The organism is Streptomyces sp. AM 2-1-1, assembly GCF_029167645.1.
Lineage (GTDB): Bacteria > Actinomycetota > Actinomycetes > Streptomycetales > Streptomycetaceae > Streptomyces.
Genome location: NZ_CP119147.1, coordinates 254,022 through 269,604, shown reverse-complemented (window position 1 = coordinate 269,604; position 15,583 = coordinate 254,022). Strand labels below are relative to the sequence as shown.

Below are 15,583 nucleotides of genomic sequence, written 5' to 3'. Positions count from 1 at the left end.
CGGGCGGGTGACGCATGCGGGGGTCCCTCGATGTCGTTGTACGGGGCGGGGAAAGGGCCGGTCGGCAGGCTCCGGTGCGGTCAGCCCGTGCTCTTCCGGCTTCCGCCCAGGAGCCGCTGGAGCACGATGAAGACGAAGAGCAGGGCGCCGATGACGATCCGGGTCCACCAGGAACTCAGCGTGCCCTGGAAGTTGATGACCGTCTGGATCATGCCGAGGACCAGTACGCCGAGCGCGGTGCCGAGGACGAAGCCGGAGCCGCCGGTGAGCAGGGTGCCGCCGATCACGGTCGCCGCAATGGCGTCGAGCTCCATGCCCATCGCGTGCAGGGCGTATCCGGAGAGCATGTAGAAGGTCAGCAGCACCCCGCCGAGCGCGGAGCAGAACCCGCTCACCGCGTAGACGGCCACCTTGGTGGGTCCCACGGGAAGCCCCATCAGCCGGGCCGAGGTCTCGTTGCCGCCGACGGCGTGGACGTTGCGCCCGAAGCGGGTGTGGTGGAGCGCGACGAAGGCGGCGGCGAGGGCGACCAGGGCGATGACCACGGCGGGCGAGACGAACAGCCCGCCAGGCATCACCAGCCGGGTCTGGGCGATCTTCACCGTGCTGGGGTCGCTGATCGAGATGGACTCGGTGCTGATCGTGTAGCAGAGCCCCCGCGCCAGGAACATGCCGGCCAGCGTGACGATGAAGGGCTGGATCTCGAAGGTGTGGATGACCCACCCCATCAGGGCACCGCCGGCGGCGCCCACCAGCAGGACCAGCGGAACCGCCGCCGCCAGGGGCCAGCCCTGCCGCTCCACCGTCCAGGCGGTGAGCATGGTCGACAGGGCCACCATCGAGCCCACCGACAGGTCGATGCCGCCGGTCAGGATGACGAAGGTGACACCGATGGCGACCACCAGCAGGAAGCTGTTGTCGATCAGCAGGTTCAGCAGGACCTGGGTGGAGAAGAACCCGTCGTACCGCACCGAACCGACGGCGAACATCGCGACCAGGAGGACCGCGGTGACCACCAGCGGGACACGGGTGCGGGCGCGCGGGGAGAGGGGGGCGCGGAACGGCCGCGCGAGGGTGCCGGCGACACCCGCGATGCCGGTGCTCATGTACGTACCTCCTGCGGGAGCGTGGTGTCGTCCACCGGGGCGGGCCGGCTGGAGGACGCCGGTTTCCGGCGGCTCAGCACCTTCGCCCGGAAGACCGGTGACTGGATGAGGCAGACCGCGATCACGACGAACGCCTTGAAGACCAGGGTCGTCTCGGGCGGGACGCCCAGGGTGTACACCGTCGTGGACAAGGTCTGGATGATGAGGGCGCCGAGTACGGTCCCGCCGAGGGAGAACCGTCCCCCGGTCAGCGCGGTACCGCCGATGACCACGGCGAGGATGGCGTCGAGCTCGATCCAGAGCCCCGCGTTGTTGCCGTCCGCGCTGGACACGTTGGAGCTGATCATCAGCCCGGCGACGGCCGCGCACAGGGCGCAGAAGACGTACACGACGGTGAGCAGGCCCGCCGCCCGGATGCCGACGAGCCGGCTGGCGGCGGGGTTGCCGCCCACCGACTCGATCAGCAGCCCCAGCGCGGAGCGCCGGGTCACCAGCGAGGTGAGGGCGACGACGACCGCCGCCAGCAGGACGGCGAAGGGGAACATCAGCCAGTAGCCGCCGCCGATCATCTTGTACGGGCTGCTCGTCACCGTGATGATCTGGCCGTCCGAGACGAGCTGTGCCACGCCGCGGCCGGCGACCATCAGGATCAGCGTCGCCACGATGGGCTGCACCCCCAGCCGCGCGACCAGGGTGCCGTTGACCAGGCCGAGCACCACGGCCACCCCGAGCGCGAGGGCGACGGCGACGAGCACGGTGGGGAGGCCGCCGGGGTCCGGGGAACCGGCGATGTGCTCGCAGGCCACTGCGCCGGCGATGGCGACCGTGGAGCCGACCGAGAGGTCGATGCCGCGGGTCGCGATGACGAGCGTCATGCCGAGCGACACCAGGACGAGCGGGGCGCCGAACTGCAGGATGTCGATCAGGCTGCCGTAGAGGTGGTCGCCCCGGACGTGGACGGCGAAGAAGTCGTGGGTGAAGGCGAGGTTGCCGAGCAGCAGGGCGGCCAGGACCGCCGAGGGCCAGAACAGCCGGTGGCGCAGCAGCCGTTGTCCGACGCCGCCGGCCGCCGGGCCGTTGGCGGGGTGCGGGGTCATGAGTCCTCTCCGGTGGCGATGGTGGCCAGGATGCGTTCGGGGGTGACGCTCTGGTCGTTGGTGAGGGTGGCGACCATGCGGTGGTCGCGCAGCACGCCCACGCGGTGGCTGAGGCGCAGGACCTCCTCCAGTTCGGCGGAGATGAAGAGCACCGCTGTGCCCTGGGCGGAGAGCTGGGCGACCAGCTTCTGGATCTCGGCCTTGGCACCGATGTCGATGCCCCGGGTCGGCTCGTCAAGGATCAGAAGCTTCGGGTCGGTCAGCAGCCAGCGGGCGAGCAGCACCTTCTGCTGGTTGCCGCCGCTGAGATGACGTACCTGCGCCTCCGGGTCGGTGGGGCGGATGTCCAGCGCCGAGATCCAGTGCCGCGTCAGCTCCTCCTGCCTGGCCCGGGAGAGCGGTCTGGTCCAGCCGCGCGCGGCCTGCATCGCCAGCACGATGTTCTCGCGGACCGTGAGCTCACCCACCAGCCCTTCGGACTTGCGGTTCTCGGAGCAGAAGGCGATCTTGCGGGCGATGGCGGCCCGGGGGGTGCGCAGCGAGACCGGCTCGCCCTCGATCCGCACTTCGCCGCTGTCCGCGCTGTCGGCGCCGAAGAGCAGCCGCGCGGCTTCCGTACGCCCCGAACCCAGGAGCCCCGCCAGGCCGATCACCTCGCCGGGCCGGATGGAGAGGTCGTACGGCTCGATGAAGCCGGTCCGCCCCAACCGCGTCGCCCGGAGATAGGGTTCGTCGTCGGCGTGCTCCCCGGCCTCGGCGCGGGCCGCCTCCGAAAGCTCGTCCAGGGTGGCCAGTTCGCCGCCGATCATGTGCTGCACCAGCGAGACGTGCGTGAGTTCGCCGATGGCGTACTCACCTTCCAGCCGGCCGTTGCGCAGGACCGTCACCCGGTCGCAGATCTCGAAGACCTGGTCCAGGAAGTGGGTGACGAAGAGGATGGCCACCCCCCGGTCGCGCAGCCGCCGCACCAGTGCGAAGAGCTGCGCGACCTCCTCGCGGTCGAGACTGGAGGTGGGCTCGTCCAGGACGAGCACCTTCGCCGAGACGTCGACCGCCCTGACGATGGCCACCAGCTGCTGGACCGCGAGCGAGTGCGCGTCCAGCGGGCCGGTGACGTCGAGGCCGAGATCGAGTTCCGCCAGGAGCTCACCGGCCCGGCGCCGCAGCGCGGACCAGTGGATCAGGCCGAACCGGCGCGGTTCGCGCCCGATGAGGATGTTCTCCGCGACCGAGAGGTTGGAACAGAGGTTCACCTCCTGGTACACGGTGCTGATCCCGGCGTTCTGCGCCTGGAGGGGATCGCCGAACTCGCGGGCCGCACCGTCGACGAGGATGGTGCCGCCGTCCGCCGGGTGCACCCCGGTGAGCACCTTGATCAGGGTGGACTTCCCGGCGCCGTTCTCCCCCATCAGTGCGTGGACCTCACCCGGATAGAGCCGCAGGCCGACTCCGTCCAGGGCCAGCACACCGGGGAACTCCTTCCGGATGCCGTGGGCTTCGAGCACCGGCCGGGGGCGGTCGGCGGGTTTCGTCTCAAGGGTGGGTGGGGCTGCCATCCGCCCTCCTCTCGTCGGGTGTGGCCGAAGAGCCGCACGTGACCGGGGAAGGGTCACGCACGCTGCGACGGCACGGTCCGGTGGTCCAGGGGCGCGACCGTTCACGTCCGGTGCGCCCCCGCGGGGTTCAGTACTGACGCGTCGGCAGGGCCGCGGCGGCCTTGTCCTGCGGGAAGACGCCTTCCACGGTCTCGACGCGCGGCGGCACGCTCTCCCCGGCCGCGACCTTCTTCGTCAGCTCCATCAGCTGGTCACCGAGGAGGGGGTTGCACTCCACGACGACGTTGATCTTGCCTTCGGTCATGGCGGTGAACGCGTCCTTGATGCCGTCCACCGAGATGATCTTGATATCCGTGCCCGGCTTCTTGCCGGCTTCCTCGATGGCCTGGATCGCGCCCAGGGCCATGTCGTCGTTGTGCGCGTACAGCACGTCGATGTCCTTCTGCGACTTGAGGAAGGCCTGCATGACCTCCTTGCCCTTGGCGCGGGTGAAGTCGCCCGTCTGGGAAGCGACGATCTTGAACTTCGGTTCGGCCTTGATCACGTCGGCGAAGCCGGACTTCCGGTCGTTGGCCGGAGCCGACCCGGTGGTCCCCTGCAGTTCGACGATGTTGACGGGGTCGGCCTCGTCCTTGTACTCGCCGGTCAGCCACTCGCCGGCGGCCTTCCCCTCCTTGATGAAGTCGGAGCCCAGGAAGGTCTTGTAGAGCGAGGTGTCCTGCGAGTCGACGGCCCGGTCGGTGAGGATCACCGGGATGCCGGCGTCCTTCGCCTCCTTGAGCACGGTGTCCCAGCCGGACTCCACGACCGGGGAGAAGGCGATGACGTCCACGCGCTGCTGGATGAAGGTGCGGATCGCCTTGATCTGGTTCTCCTGCTTCTGCTGCGCGTCGGAGAACTTCAGGGTGATCCCGGCCTTCTTCGCGGCCTCCTGGACGGACTTGGTGTTGGCGGTGCGCCACCCGCTCTCCGCGCCGACCTGGGCGAAGCCGAGGACGAGCTTGCCGTCGTCCTTCTTCCCGCCGGCGCCACCACCGGACGGTGTCGTCTCGGCGGAGCAGGCGGTCAGCGTCGACGCGGCGAGGATGCCGACAGCGAGGGCGTAGGCGATTCTGCGGGCCATGGTGAGAGTCCTCTCGGAGGGATGTCGTCGGTGCCGGCGTGGTGCGATCGGGTACGCCGCACGGTGGAGTGGGCCCGGCCGGAGTCGGTGCGGGGCCTTCGGCGCGGCCGGCGGCCCGGAGTTGGCGGCAGAGGTTCGTGGGGTGCGCCGCGAGCAGTGTGAGCGCTAACACTGCGGTATCTCAACCCCTGTGCGCGAGTTACCTTTTTGTGACCCGGCGATACGTCGTGGCCCGCCCGATGGCCGGGGGAGTGGGCGGCCCGTATGCCGCCACCGGGTCGCGGCTTTTCCGAAGGGGAGGGTCAAGATCCGCAGGGCGGAACCGAGTTGGCGTCTCGTTCGTGATCGATCCGGACGCTGCGGGGCCGTCGGCTTCACGGTCGGACGGCGGCGGGGTGGCGCGTGGGGGCGAGGATGCGGCGGGGACGAGCACCCGCCCGCGCCGGGGCTGCTCCGAAGGGGTTGTCGTGGAACGGGAATCCCGAAGCAGCCGCACCGCTCTTGATTTCGCAATTGTTAGCGTTCACACTTTTGGCTGTCGGCGGTCCCGCTCATCCGGCTCCGCGCATCGCTGCCGCTGGTGGGCCGTCCGTCGGCCACCTTTCCCGAAGGGCAATCCCTGGTGACCTCCATTCCGCCCCGCACGCCAAGTGACCCGTCGCGCCCGGCCGGCGCCGAGCAGTACACCGTGGGCGTCGACTTCGGCACCCTGTCCGGTCGTGCCGTCGTCGTCCGGGTGCGCGACGGTGAGGAGGTCGCCTCCGCCGTCCACGCGTACGCCCACGGCGTGCTGGACCGCCACCTTCCGGACGGCACAACGGCGCTGCCTCCCGACTGGGCGCTGCAGCACCCCGACGACTGGTGCGACGTGCTCCGCGAGGCGGTGCCCGCCGCGGTGCGCGCCGCCGGCATCGACCCGGGCGCGGTCATCGGTATCGCCACCGACTTCACCGCCTGCACCGTCCTCCCGACGCTGGCCGACGGCACCCCGCTCGCCGCGACCGAACTCTCGGGACGGCCGCACGCCTGGCCCAAGCTCTGGAAGCACCACGCCGCGCAGGACCAGGCGGACCGCATCAACGCACTCGCCCACGAGCGCGGCGAGAAGTGGATCGCCCGCTACGGCGGAAAGATCTCCGCGGAGTGGCAGTTCGCCAAGGCGCTCCAACTCCTGGAGGAGGACCCGGAGGTCTACGGCCGGTGCGCCCGCTGGATCGAGGCCTCCGACTGGATCGTGTGGCAGCTCACCGGCGCGGAGTCCCGCAACGCGTGCGCCGCCGGCTACAAGGGCATCCACCAGGACGGCTCCTACCCGTCCCCGGAGTACCTCGCCGCCCTCCACCCGGACTTCGCCGACTTCGCGCGGACCCGCCTGGAACACCCGCTGGCGGCCCTCGGATCCCGCGTCGGTTCGCTGACCGCCCGGGCGGCGCGGTGGACCGGCCTGCCCGAGGGGATCGCCGTCGCCGCGGGCAACGTCGACGCCCACGTCGCCGCGGCCGCCGCCCAGGCCGTGGAGAACGGCCGACTGCTGGCCATCATGGGCACCTCCAGCTGCCACGTGGTGAACGGCCCCGCCCTCGCCGACGTGCCGGGCATCTGCGGCGTCGTGAACGGCGGCATCGTCGAGGGGGCGTACGGCTACGAGGCCGGGCAGAGCGCCGTGGGCGACATCTTCGGCTGGGCGCTGAGCCAGGGCGTCCCCGCCGAGTACGCGGCCGAAGCCGCCTCCCGCGGGGAGGACCTGCACGAACTGCTGACCCGCAAGGCCGCCGCGCAGCCGGTCGGCGGCCACGGACTGCTGGCCCTCGACTGGATGAACGGCAACCGTTCCGTGCTGGTCGACCACCACCTGTCGGGCGTCGTCGTCGGCCTCACCCTGGCCACCCGGCCCGAAGACGTCTACCGCGCCCTGCTCGAAGCCACCGCCTACGGCACCCGGATCATCGTCGAGACGCTGGAGTCCGGCGGCGTGCCGGTGAACGAGTTCATCGTCACCGGCGGGCTCAAGAAGAACGCCCTGCTCATGCAGATCTACGCCGATGTCCTGCGCCGCCCCGTCTCCCTCGCCGCCTCCGAGCAGGGCCCAGCGCTCGGCTCCGCCATCCACGCCGCCGTCGCCGCCGGAGCCCACCCCGACGTACGCTCCGCCACCGCCGCCATGGGCAGGCTCCGCCGGAACGTGTACACCCCCGACCACTCCCGCGCCGACGCCTACGACGCGCTCTTCGCCGAATACCGGACGCTCCACGACCAGTTCGGCGTCCGGGACGGCACCCTCCACCGCCTGCGCCGGATCCGCAACCAGGCCCTCACCGCCACCCCGGCCGACTGACCCGCCGGACACCCCGCCACCCCACCCGCACCCTTCACCCCCGGGAGTCCCCGTGCCCAGCCAGGCCCCCTCCGTCCGCGACATATGGTTCCTCACCGGCAGCCAAGGCCTCTACGGCGAGGAGACGCTCCGCCAGGTGGCGGAACAGTCCCAGCGGATCGCCGCCACCCTCGCCGAATCCGACGGCATGCCCGTGCGCATCGTCTGGAAACCCGTGCTGACGGACAGCGCCGCCATCCGCGCCCTGTGCCTGGAGGCGAACACCGACGAGCGGTGCGTCGGCCTGATCGCCTGGATGCACACCTTCTCCCCGGCGAAGATGTGGATCTCCGGCCTCGACGCCCTGCGCAAGCCGCTGCTGCACCTCCACACCCAGTCGAACGTCGCCCTCCCGTGGGCCACCATCGACATGGACTTCATGAACCTGAACCAAGCGGCCCACGGCGATCGCGAGTTCGGATACATACAGTCCCGGATCGGCGTGGCGCGCAAGACCGTGGCCGGGCACGTCTCCGACCCGGTGACCAGCGCGCGGATCGCCACCTGGGCGAGGGCCGCGGCCGGGCGTGCGGAACTCGCGACGCTGAAGGTCGCCCGCTTCGGCGACAACATGCGCGACGTCGCCGTCACCGAAGGCGACAAGGTCGAGGCCCAGCTCCGCTTCGGCGTCTCCGTCAACACCTACGGCGTCAACGACCTCGCCGCCCACGTCGACTCCGCCACCGACGCGGAGGTCGGCGGCCTCGTCAAGGAGTACGAGGACACCTACCGTCTGGCCGCCCCGCTGCGGACCGGAGGCGAACGCCACGAGGCCCTGCGCTACGCGGCCCGCATCGAAGCAGGGCTGCGCACCTTCCTCGTCGAGGGCGGCTTCGGTGCCTTCACCACCAACTTCGAGGACCTCGGCGGACTCCGCCAGCTCCCCGGCATCGCCGTCCAGCGACTGATGGCGGAGGGGTACGGATTCGGCGGCGAGGGCGACTGGAAGACGGCCGTCCTGCTGCGCACCCTGAAGACGGCGGCCGACGGGCTGCCCGGCGGCACCTCCTTCATGGAGGACTACACCTACGACCTGTCGCCCGGGAACGAACTCATCCTCGGCGCCCACATGCTGGAGGTCTGCCCGTCCCTCGCCGGCGACGTGCCGAGCTGCGAGATCCATCCGCTCGGCATCGGCGGCCGGGAGGACCCGGTCCGTCTGGTCTTCGACGCCGCGCCGGGCCCGGCGGTCGTCGTCGGGCTGACCGACCTCGGGGACCGCTTCCGGCTGGTGGCCAACGAGATCGACGTGGTCGCCCCCACCGAGCCGCTGCCCGCGCTCCCGGTGGCCCGCGCGGTGTGGCGGCCCCGGCCGAGTCTGCGGACCTCCACGGAGAGCTGGCTCACCGCCGGGGGCCCGCACCACACGGTGCTCACCACCGCTCTCGGCGCGGAACACCTGGACGACCTGGCCGAGATGCTGCGTACCGAACTCGTCCTCATCGACGCCTCCACCACCCCCCGCCAGTTCACCCGCGAACTGCGCTGGAACCAGGCCTACCACCGTCTCGCCGGCGGCCTGTGATCCACCGCGCGGACCCGACTCCGAGGAGTGGCCCGGCCGGGCGGGCCGGCCACTCCTCGGGCTCTTCCCTCAGCCCTTCTCCGCCAACCTGTCGGCGAGGGCACGGACGTCCCGCATCAGGGCGGAGGCCTGCGCGTGGGACCGTCCGATGCACAGGGCGCCGAACTTCCCGAACTCGGTCACCGGGCTCAGCAGATGAAGCACCACGCCGGTCCTGCGGACGGGGTCGTAACCGATCGGTGAAGCGGTGACCGCCTCGATGAGCCGGGCCGGGCGCAGCCCTTCGTAGCGGCGGTCCATGATGACGTCCGAGGCCTGGTAGACGTATTCGGCGCCGTCCACCTCGAAGCGTCCGTCCGGTGTGGGCCCCTGGCCCAGCAGTCCCACCGCCATGGTGAAGGGGTGCTTGGTGGCGGTGGCGCGCAGATTGATCTCGCAGCCCAGCAGGCGCCACCCGTCCCCCTCCCGGGTGGCGAGGAAGTCCACGCCGTAGTCGCCGCTCCCGACGCCGCGCTCCCGCAGCACCTCGCCCACCCGCAGGCCCTGCTCGATCAGTTGCCGCCGGTAGGCGGCGTCCGCGGGGAAGCTGCACCCGTGGTAGCTCTGCCCGTCGTCGCCGAAGACCTGATCGTGGGTGGACACCGCCTCCACCGTGCCCCGTTCGGTCAGCCGCCCCTGGAAACTCGGGCTGTGCAGGGGCACGTCGGTGATCATCTCCTCGACGATCACACCGTCGTCCTTCATCAGGGTGACGTACTCGTGCCAGGTGAGCTTGGGGTCCATGAGCGTCGCCCCGGGCAACGCACGCGCGACCCGTTCCTCGACGCCGGGGCCGTCCGGCGAGGCGATGTCGTCGTCAAGCGTCAGCAGGGCGTTCCCGAGGCCGCCACCGAACGCCGTGCTGTCCAGCTTCAGCACCAGACGGCGCAGCCCGGACCGGGCGAGCGCGGCGACCGCCGAGGCGAGCGCCCCGAGGTCGTGGCACACCCCGCTGCCCCTCGGTACGGCAATCCCCGCCGCGCCGAAGATCTGCCGGCCGGTGTGCTTGGTCCCCAGCGGGATGTGGGCCGACGAGGGCTGGGTGCCGGGGACGCCCAGCTCGCGGGCGAGTTCCTCCAGCGGCTCGGACGGTTCGAAGTAGCTCAGCCGTACGTCGGCCCCGGCGCTCCGGTGCACCTGGACGAACTCCCGCAGCTGGGAACGGACTTCCGCGGCGCGCGGGTTGACGGGATCGAGCACCTTGGTGCTGAGCCAACGGGTGCTCGCGTCGTCGAGCGGCAGGACGCGCACGAGGGCGCGCATCCGCCGCAAGCGCTCCGGGTCCGCCGCACGCGCACCGCCCAGGAGGAGGCCGAGGTAGTAGTCCACCTGTTCCTCGCCGTCGATCACACTCGGCGCCGTCACATAGAGCAGGTGGCCACCGGCGCGGCACACCGTGGTGACGATGGAAGGGCCCAGCAGCCGCTCGGGGAAGTACGTCGCGCCGGTCAGCCGCTCCAGGACCTCGGGTCCGCACTCCCTGCTCTCGATGTGGATGCGGGCGGTGGGGCGCCGGTGCGTATCGGTCACAGCATCCTCGGAGGTACGGGTGCCCACGGTGGGATCACTCAGGTCGACAACGGGTGAACCCGCGCCGGGGTCACGGTCTCCCGTCGTGACGGGGTCACGGCGGTACACGGTGAGCTCCGTCTGCGCGCGTGGCCGGACCGCTCGTCCGGAGGGACGTTTTCCGGCCGCGGGAGTGCGCCCGGAATCGGGATGTGGTGGCGCGGTCCGTCCGGTCGGGAAATCGTTCGAGGTGCCAGGGAATGTGCGCGCGTCCATATGCTGAGAACCCCCAGGGAACGATCGGCCGGCTGCCTGTTTTTCCGGTGATAACAGTGGTCGCGTTTCGAAGATCGGATGTCCGGAATGAAATTACCGACGGACGCGGAATGATGCGGAACGGACTTCCTACCCGATGATTCGGCGTCGACACACGTCGCCGGAACGGGTGTCAGTCGGTTCGGCGGCCGGACGCCGGGGCTTCTCCCGCCGTTCCGGTCGAGCGGCACCTGTGGGCCGTCGTCCCAGGTGGCGGCCGAGAGGCCGGGCGGGCGCGTCCGCCCGGGCGGGAACGACGGGCGGGTGGGCCCGGCCCGGAAGAGGCGTCCGGCGAGCGGGCCGGTGGTTCGGCGGGACCGTCGCGCGACGCCCGCACCCCTCTCTCCGCGACGGGTTCAGGACATTCTGAGAAAGCGTGGACCGGAGCGGTACGAGCTGCTTCCACAGGTGTCCTTCCACGACGGCCGGGCGCGGACCGGGGAGTCGATCGCGCCTACGGGGCGAGAAACGGGACCGGAAGCACGGGACAGGCGAGGGGCGCGGGTGAGGGTTCCGGGATTGTTTCTTCCCTCGTCAAAAACGAAAGAAACAATGACCCGGGTTCCGCCGCCTCATTCTGCGTGCACCGGGCCGCTTTTCCCCTGCGGCCCTTCGGCCCTTCGGCCCGGCACGCTCGGACGCGCCCGCCCCACCGCGGGGACGGGACCGGACCGCTCCCGTCGGGCCGGGACGACGGAAACAGACGGAAACAGGGCCGGCAGACGTGCTGCCGGCCCTGTCGGACCCGTTCGAGGGTGCTCAGCTCAGGTGCTCGGGTACGGCCTCAGCAGGCGCCGAGATCCACCCACACGCCCCACTGCCCGGTGGTTCCGGGCACCTCGCCCTGCGTCCACCACTGCGCCTTCCAGGTGTGGCCCTGGTACGAGACCTGCTGCCCACCCGTGTAGACCGACCCCGAGGCCCACGGGGCCGCCGTGCACTGGTTCGTCGCACCGCCGGTGACCTTGAGCGCGTAGGTCGCGGTGTGGCTCCCCGACGTGCCGGTACCGGTCACGCTGATCGTGTACGTACCCGAGGCGACGGCCGGGGTCGTCGCCAGGGTGAGCGTCGAACTGCCGCCCGCCGTCACCGAGGCGGGGCTGAGCGAGGCGGTGACGCCCGCCGGTGCGCCGCTGACCTTGAGGCTCACCGTCTGCGCGGAGCCGGCGGTCACCGCGGTCTTGACCGAGCTGGTGACCGAACCGCCGGCCGCCACCGTGGCGGAGGCCGGAGTGGCAGTCAGCGAGAAGTCGTTGGCCGGGGCCGTGGTGCCGCTCGTGAACGGCGCGAAGATGTGGGAGAAGTCCCAGGTGTTCTGCTGGATGCCCGAGCAGCCGTCCGCCGCGGCGCCGCCGGGGCAGCTGCCGTTGTCGCGCTGGAGCGCCCAGAACGAAAGGAGGTTGATGCCCTTGGAGACCGCCCAGTTGTAGACCTGGGTGGCGTTGGCGAGGGTGAAGGTCTCGGCGGGGCCGAAGTCGTCGACGCCCGGCATCTCCGTGATGCCGACCATGCCCCACAACTGCGCCGAGGTCTTGGAGGGATAGAGCGTGGCCAGCTGGTTGACGAGTCCCTGGGCCGCGGTCTGGGTGTCGTTCGCCATGTTGTGGGAGGCGTTGTCGTAGTAGTCGAACGTCATCAGGTTCGCCACGTCGACCCGCGCGCCGTTGGCGACCGCGTTCCGCAGGACGGCGAGTGCGTCGGGCGCGAGGCCGGAGGTGGTCGTCGGCAGGGTGTACGAGATCTCGACCTTGCGCCCGTTGGCGGCGGCCCAGTCCTGGACGAGCTTGATGGCCTTGTTGCGGCGATCGATGCCCGCGGTGTTGTTCAGCGAGTCGACCTCGATGTCCATGTCCAGCCGGGACACCTCGTACGTGGTGATGACCCTCTCGTAGGCCGCCGCGATCTGGTTGACGTCGGTGCAGCTCTCCGCGATCTCGGTGCCCGTGGTGTCGGCCGTGTAACCGCCGAACGAGGGGATGACGTCGCCGCCCGCGGCCTGGATGGTCTTGATGTCGTTGCCGAACGAGGACGCGGCGATCGGCATCCCGGTGTCCCCGCTCCAGTACAGCGTGCAGGATCCGGGGGTGGCGGTCTGGAGGAACGCCATGGTGAGGTGCTTGGCGCCGGACTGGGCGGCCAGCGCGGCGGGGCTGTCCCCGGTCCAGGTCTCGAAGTACGGCGCGAAGACGTGCGACGGCAGAGGCGTAGCCGCCTGGGCGGGCGCGCCCAGCAGCGTGAGGCCTGCGGCGGCCACCGCCGTGACCGTGGCGGTGACGACCGTGCGGAGTGAGCCGGTGAGTCTCATGGGTGTCCCAGCTGTGGAGGGAGGGGGGAGGAGCCGCCGACTGCCTTCCGGTAGCGGCATGGTGCATGGAAGCGGCGCGGGCCGAGGTGAGTCAATGGTCTGGACCAAGGGGAGAGTGGACCAATGCCCTCGGCAGGACGCCTTTCGGCTGGTGGAGGGCGCCCGGTGGGCGGAACCAACGCCGGGCCTTTTTACCGGCTTTTGGTCAACCGCCTCCCTTTCCGCACGGCGGTGCCTCCCCGGCCGGGAACGCCGGGCGCGCGAAGGCCGCACCTCTTCCGGACCGCACGGAGCGCACGCCCGGCCGGCGTGGTCGGCACGGTCGGTGAGGTGCCGGTCGGTCGCGCGCGTGCGTTTTGGCCACCGGCGGCCGTGATGCCCCGGGGGAGGGAGTGGCAGCGTGCACGCGGTGTGGAGGGGGATGACTCGGGAGTGGCCTCCGCGGTCGCCTTACGGGGCGATCCCTGGTGCGGGAGCGGCCCCAGGGGCTCCGGGGGCAGATGTGCGAGACGTGCGGAACCACCAGAACGGCCGACGCGGAAAGGCCACGGAGGGCCCTTCTTCTGGGACCTTGAGCGCCGGGCCCCGAGCGGGTGACGTCCCGTCCGCACCAGGACGGGGCGAACGTGCCTTCCGCGCGAGGAGGGCGCGGGAACGCCGCCGTCCTCCCGCGGCCGGCGGGGCGCCACACGCCGGAGCCGCACCGCACAGCACGGACCGCGCAGGCACCACCCATCTCACCCCCAGGGGGACACTCATGCACGTCGTCCGTACCGCAGCGCCGTCGAAGAGACGCGCCCGAGCCGTTCTGCTCGTCATGGGGATGCTTGCCGCATTACTGGCGGCGGCCCTCCCCACCGCCGGGAACGCGCAGGCCGCCGTTCCCGACCGCTGGGGATTCGCGTACCTGGACAACGCCACACCGCCCCCCGGCTACGTGCCCGATCCCACGCGTCAGTGGGGCAGTTGGGCCTCGCCGCCGGCCAACCCCGTCAAGGTCGACCAGCTCGGTCTCGGCTCGTACGTGGTGCACTTCCCGCTGATCGGCGGCCCGGGCGGCATCGCGCACGCCACCGCCGTCACCGCCACCGCCCGCTGGTGCCAGATCGCCGACTGGAAGGCGGTGGGAAGCGGTGAGGACGTCTTCGTCACCTGCTACCTCCCCAGCGGCGCACCCGCCAACTCGACCTTCACGGTCCTCTACACCACCAGCAGCGGTGCGCCGGCCGTACCGACCGGCTCGTACGGCTACCTCTACTCCGACAGCGGCGGCACGGTGCTCACCCAGTACAACTCCACCGGTGCCACGAACTCGGTGAGCAAGGGCTCGACCGGCATCTGGAAGGCATGGCTCCCGGGCCTCGGGCTGTCGGGGTACGCGGGCGACCTCCAGGTCACCGCCGTCGATCCGAAGCAGGGAGCGCACTGCAAGGTGGCCGACTGGGCCCCGGGCTCCACCGGTCAGACGGTGCTGGTCAACTGCTATGACGCCTCGGACGCCCTGTACGACACCAAGTGGACGTTGAGCTACTCCTACCTGCGGGCGGTCCACGGCCCGGCGTTCCCGCCGAGATCGTTCGGCTACCTCTGGTACAACGGATCGGTGCCCCCGCTCACCAACTACAACTCCAGCGGCGCCACCAACACGCTCGGAGGCTCGGGTGCGCCCTTCGTCGTGACCCTGCCCTCCGTGGCCGTTCCGTCCGACACCGCGCAGGCCACCGCCTACGGCAGCGGCCCCGCGTACTGCGGTCTGTACGCTCCTTGGGCCAGATCAAGCGGTGCCGTCCAATTGCCCGTCAAGTGCTACGGGCCGGGTGGCGCTCCGGTGAAGGTCCCCTTCTTCGCCGCGTACACCTCGGCGATCTGATCTCCTGACCTTCTGAGCGCCGTTCGGCAGCGAGACGCCGGCCCCGGGAAGCACGCGTCCCGGGGCCGGCGTCGTCGCGCGCGGGTGCGGCGACGGCATCTCCGGTCCCCGGTGCCGGGACCCCGGCCTCCGGCCCTCGGCCCCCGGCCGACTCGCCGGCCGACGCGTGCTCCGGGTGAGGGGCCGTCGCCGCTCCACCGACCGTCCACCGACCGTCCGGAACCGTTTGAGGCCGACGCGCCTGCTCTTGTCAGAGACGTGAACTCCTGACGTTCTTCGCCCCGGTTGCCCGAGCGGGGGACAGGCGTGGGTGAACAGCGGACGCTCTCCACCTGCACGTATACGGCCCATGGGGCCGTTTTGGCCAAGTGGGCACGCCCCGCTGCCCGTTCAGATGGGTGAACGAGTCTGGTGCTGAGTGTGTCCGGAACCTTGCCAGCGCTGTGACGCCCGTCCTATCCTCCCAACCAGAAAGCGCTTTCCCTCTCCACGAGCCCCGTACCGGTGAAAGTGAAGTCGCCGCATCAGCAAGCGTCTTCACGGGCGAGCCGCCACCGATCCGGAACGGTGCCGCATCCAGGATGTCGCCGCGCCAGTGAAGGGTGTACGCCATGACGAAGACTCGTCACGCCGTCCGTCATGGATGTAACGGCGACGGCTTCCCGTAGCACGGGTGGCCGGTCGTGTCGCTGCCGCGGGCAGCGTTCTCCCGGGCGGCGTTCCCGCCCCGGTTGGCACGGCCGACGGAGCGGGCGGAGGTGCGG

9 protein-coding genes are annotated in these 15,583 nt (G+C 70.9%); 3 read left to right on the top strand and 6 right to left on the bottom strand.

Translation table 11 applies throughout. The features are described from left to right. Positions 1–80 precede the first annotated feature (80 nt). The 4 genes from yjfF to PZB77_RS01155 form a co-directional block, all read right to left on the bottom strand. Complete coding sequence (yjfF, locus tag PZB77_RS01170) at positions 81–1,106, bottom strand: galactofuranose ABC transporter, permease protein YjfF (RefSeq protein WP_275490624.1); 1,026 nt, start codon at positions 1,104–1,106, stop codon at positions 81–83. After that, complete coding sequence (locus tag PZB77_RS01165; protein ID WP_275490623.1) at positions 1,103–2,203, bottom strand: ABC transporter permease; 1,101 nt, start codon at positions 2,201–2,203, stop codon at positions 1,103–1,105. The genes yjfF and PZB77_RS01165 overlap by 4 nt, the downstream gene beginning before the upstream one ends. Next, the gene (locus PZB77_RS01160; protein ID WP_275490622.1) at positions 2,200–3,759 is read right to left on the bottom strand and encodes a sugar ABC transporter ATP-binding protein; all 1,560 of its coding nucleotides are present in this window, start codon (positions 3,757–3,759) and stop codon (positions 2,200–2,202) included. Before PZB77_RS01160 ends, PZB77_RS01165 begins: the two co-directional genes overlap by 4 nt. A 127-nt stretch (positions 3,760–3,886) precedes the next feature. Further along, entirely contained in the window at positions 3,887–4,882 is a 996-nt protein-coding gene (locus PZB77_RS01155; protein WP_275490621.1) for an ABC transporter substrate-binding protein, read from the bottom strand. A 631-nt stretch (positions 4,883–5,513) separates the two neighbouring features. Here PZB77_RS01155 and PZB77_RS01150 point away from each other — a divergent pair. Together PZB77_RS01150 and araA are read left to right on the top strand one after the other, a co-directional pair. Then, the gene (locus tag PZB77_RS01150) at positions 5,514–7,217 is read left to right on the top strand and encodes a ribulokinase (protein WP_275495870.1); all 1,704 of its coding nucleotides are present in this window, start codon (positions 5,514–5,516) and stop codon (positions 7,215–7,217) included. Between the two features lie 52 nt (positions 7,218–7,269). Next, entirely contained in the window at positions 7,270–8,781 is a 1,512-nt protein-coding gene (gene araA, locus PZB77_RS01145; RefSeq protein ID WP_275490620.1) for an L-arabinose isomerase, read from the top strand. A gap of 69 nt (positions 8,782–8,850) precedes the next feature. On the opposite strand, the gene PZB77_RS01140 is transcribed toward araA, so the two are convergent. Together PZB77_RS01140 and PZB77_RS01135 are read right to left on the bottom strand one after the other, a co-directional pair. Then, complete coding sequence (locus tag PZB77_RS01140; RefSeq protein ID WP_275490619.1) at positions 8,851–10,350, bottom strand: peptide ligase PGM1-related protein; 1,500 nt, start codon at positions 10,348–10,350, stop codon at positions 8,851–8,853. 1,078 nt (positions 10,351–11,428) lie between these two features. Then, on the bottom strand, positions 11,429–12,949 hold the full coding sequence (locus tag PZB77_RS01135) for a glycosyl hydrolase family 18 protein (protein ID WP_275490618.1): 1,521 nt from the start codon (positions 12,947–12,949) through the stop codon (positions 11,429–11,431). A gap of 823 nt (positions 12,950–13,772) precedes the next feature. Between PZB77_RS01135 and PZB77_RS01130 the strand changes: the two genes are divergently transcribed. Then, positions 13,773–14,819 carry a hypothetical protein gene (locus PZB77_RS01130; RefSeq protein ID WP_275490617.1) on the top strand — a complete coding sequence of 349 codons (1,047 nt, stop codon included), beginning with the start codon at positions 13,773–13,775 and terminating at the stop codon, positions 14,817–14,819. Positions 14,820–15,583 lie beyond the last annotated feature (764 nt).

Excerpts from the sequence above, each read along its gene's own strand:
- yjfF (WP_275490624.1), bottom strand. The coding sequence starts at position 1,106 with ATGAGCACCGGCATCGCGGGTGTCGCCGGCACCCTCGCGCGGCCGTTC.
- PZB77_RS01165 (WP_275490623.1), bottom strand. The coding sequence starts at position 2,203 with ATGACCCCGCACCCCGCCAACGGCCCGGCGGCCGGCGGCGTCGGACAA.
- PZB77_RS01160 (WP_275490622.1), bottom strand. The coding sequence starts at position 3,759 with ATGGCAGCCCCACCCACCCTTGAGACGAAACCCGCCGACCGCCCCCGG.
- PZB77_RS01155 (WP_275490621.1), bottom strand. The coding sequence starts at position 4,882 with ATGGCCCGCAGAATCGCCTACGCCCTCGCTGTCGGCATCCTCGCCGCG.
- PZB77_RS01135 (WP_275490618.1), bottom strand. The coding sequence starts at position 12,949 with ATGAGACTCACCGGCTCACTCCGCACGGTCGTCACCGCCACGGTCACG.
- PZB77_RS01130 (WP_275490617.1), top strand. The coding sequence starts at position 13,773 with ATGCTTGCCGCATTACTGGCGGCGGCCCTCCCCACCGCCGGGAACGCG.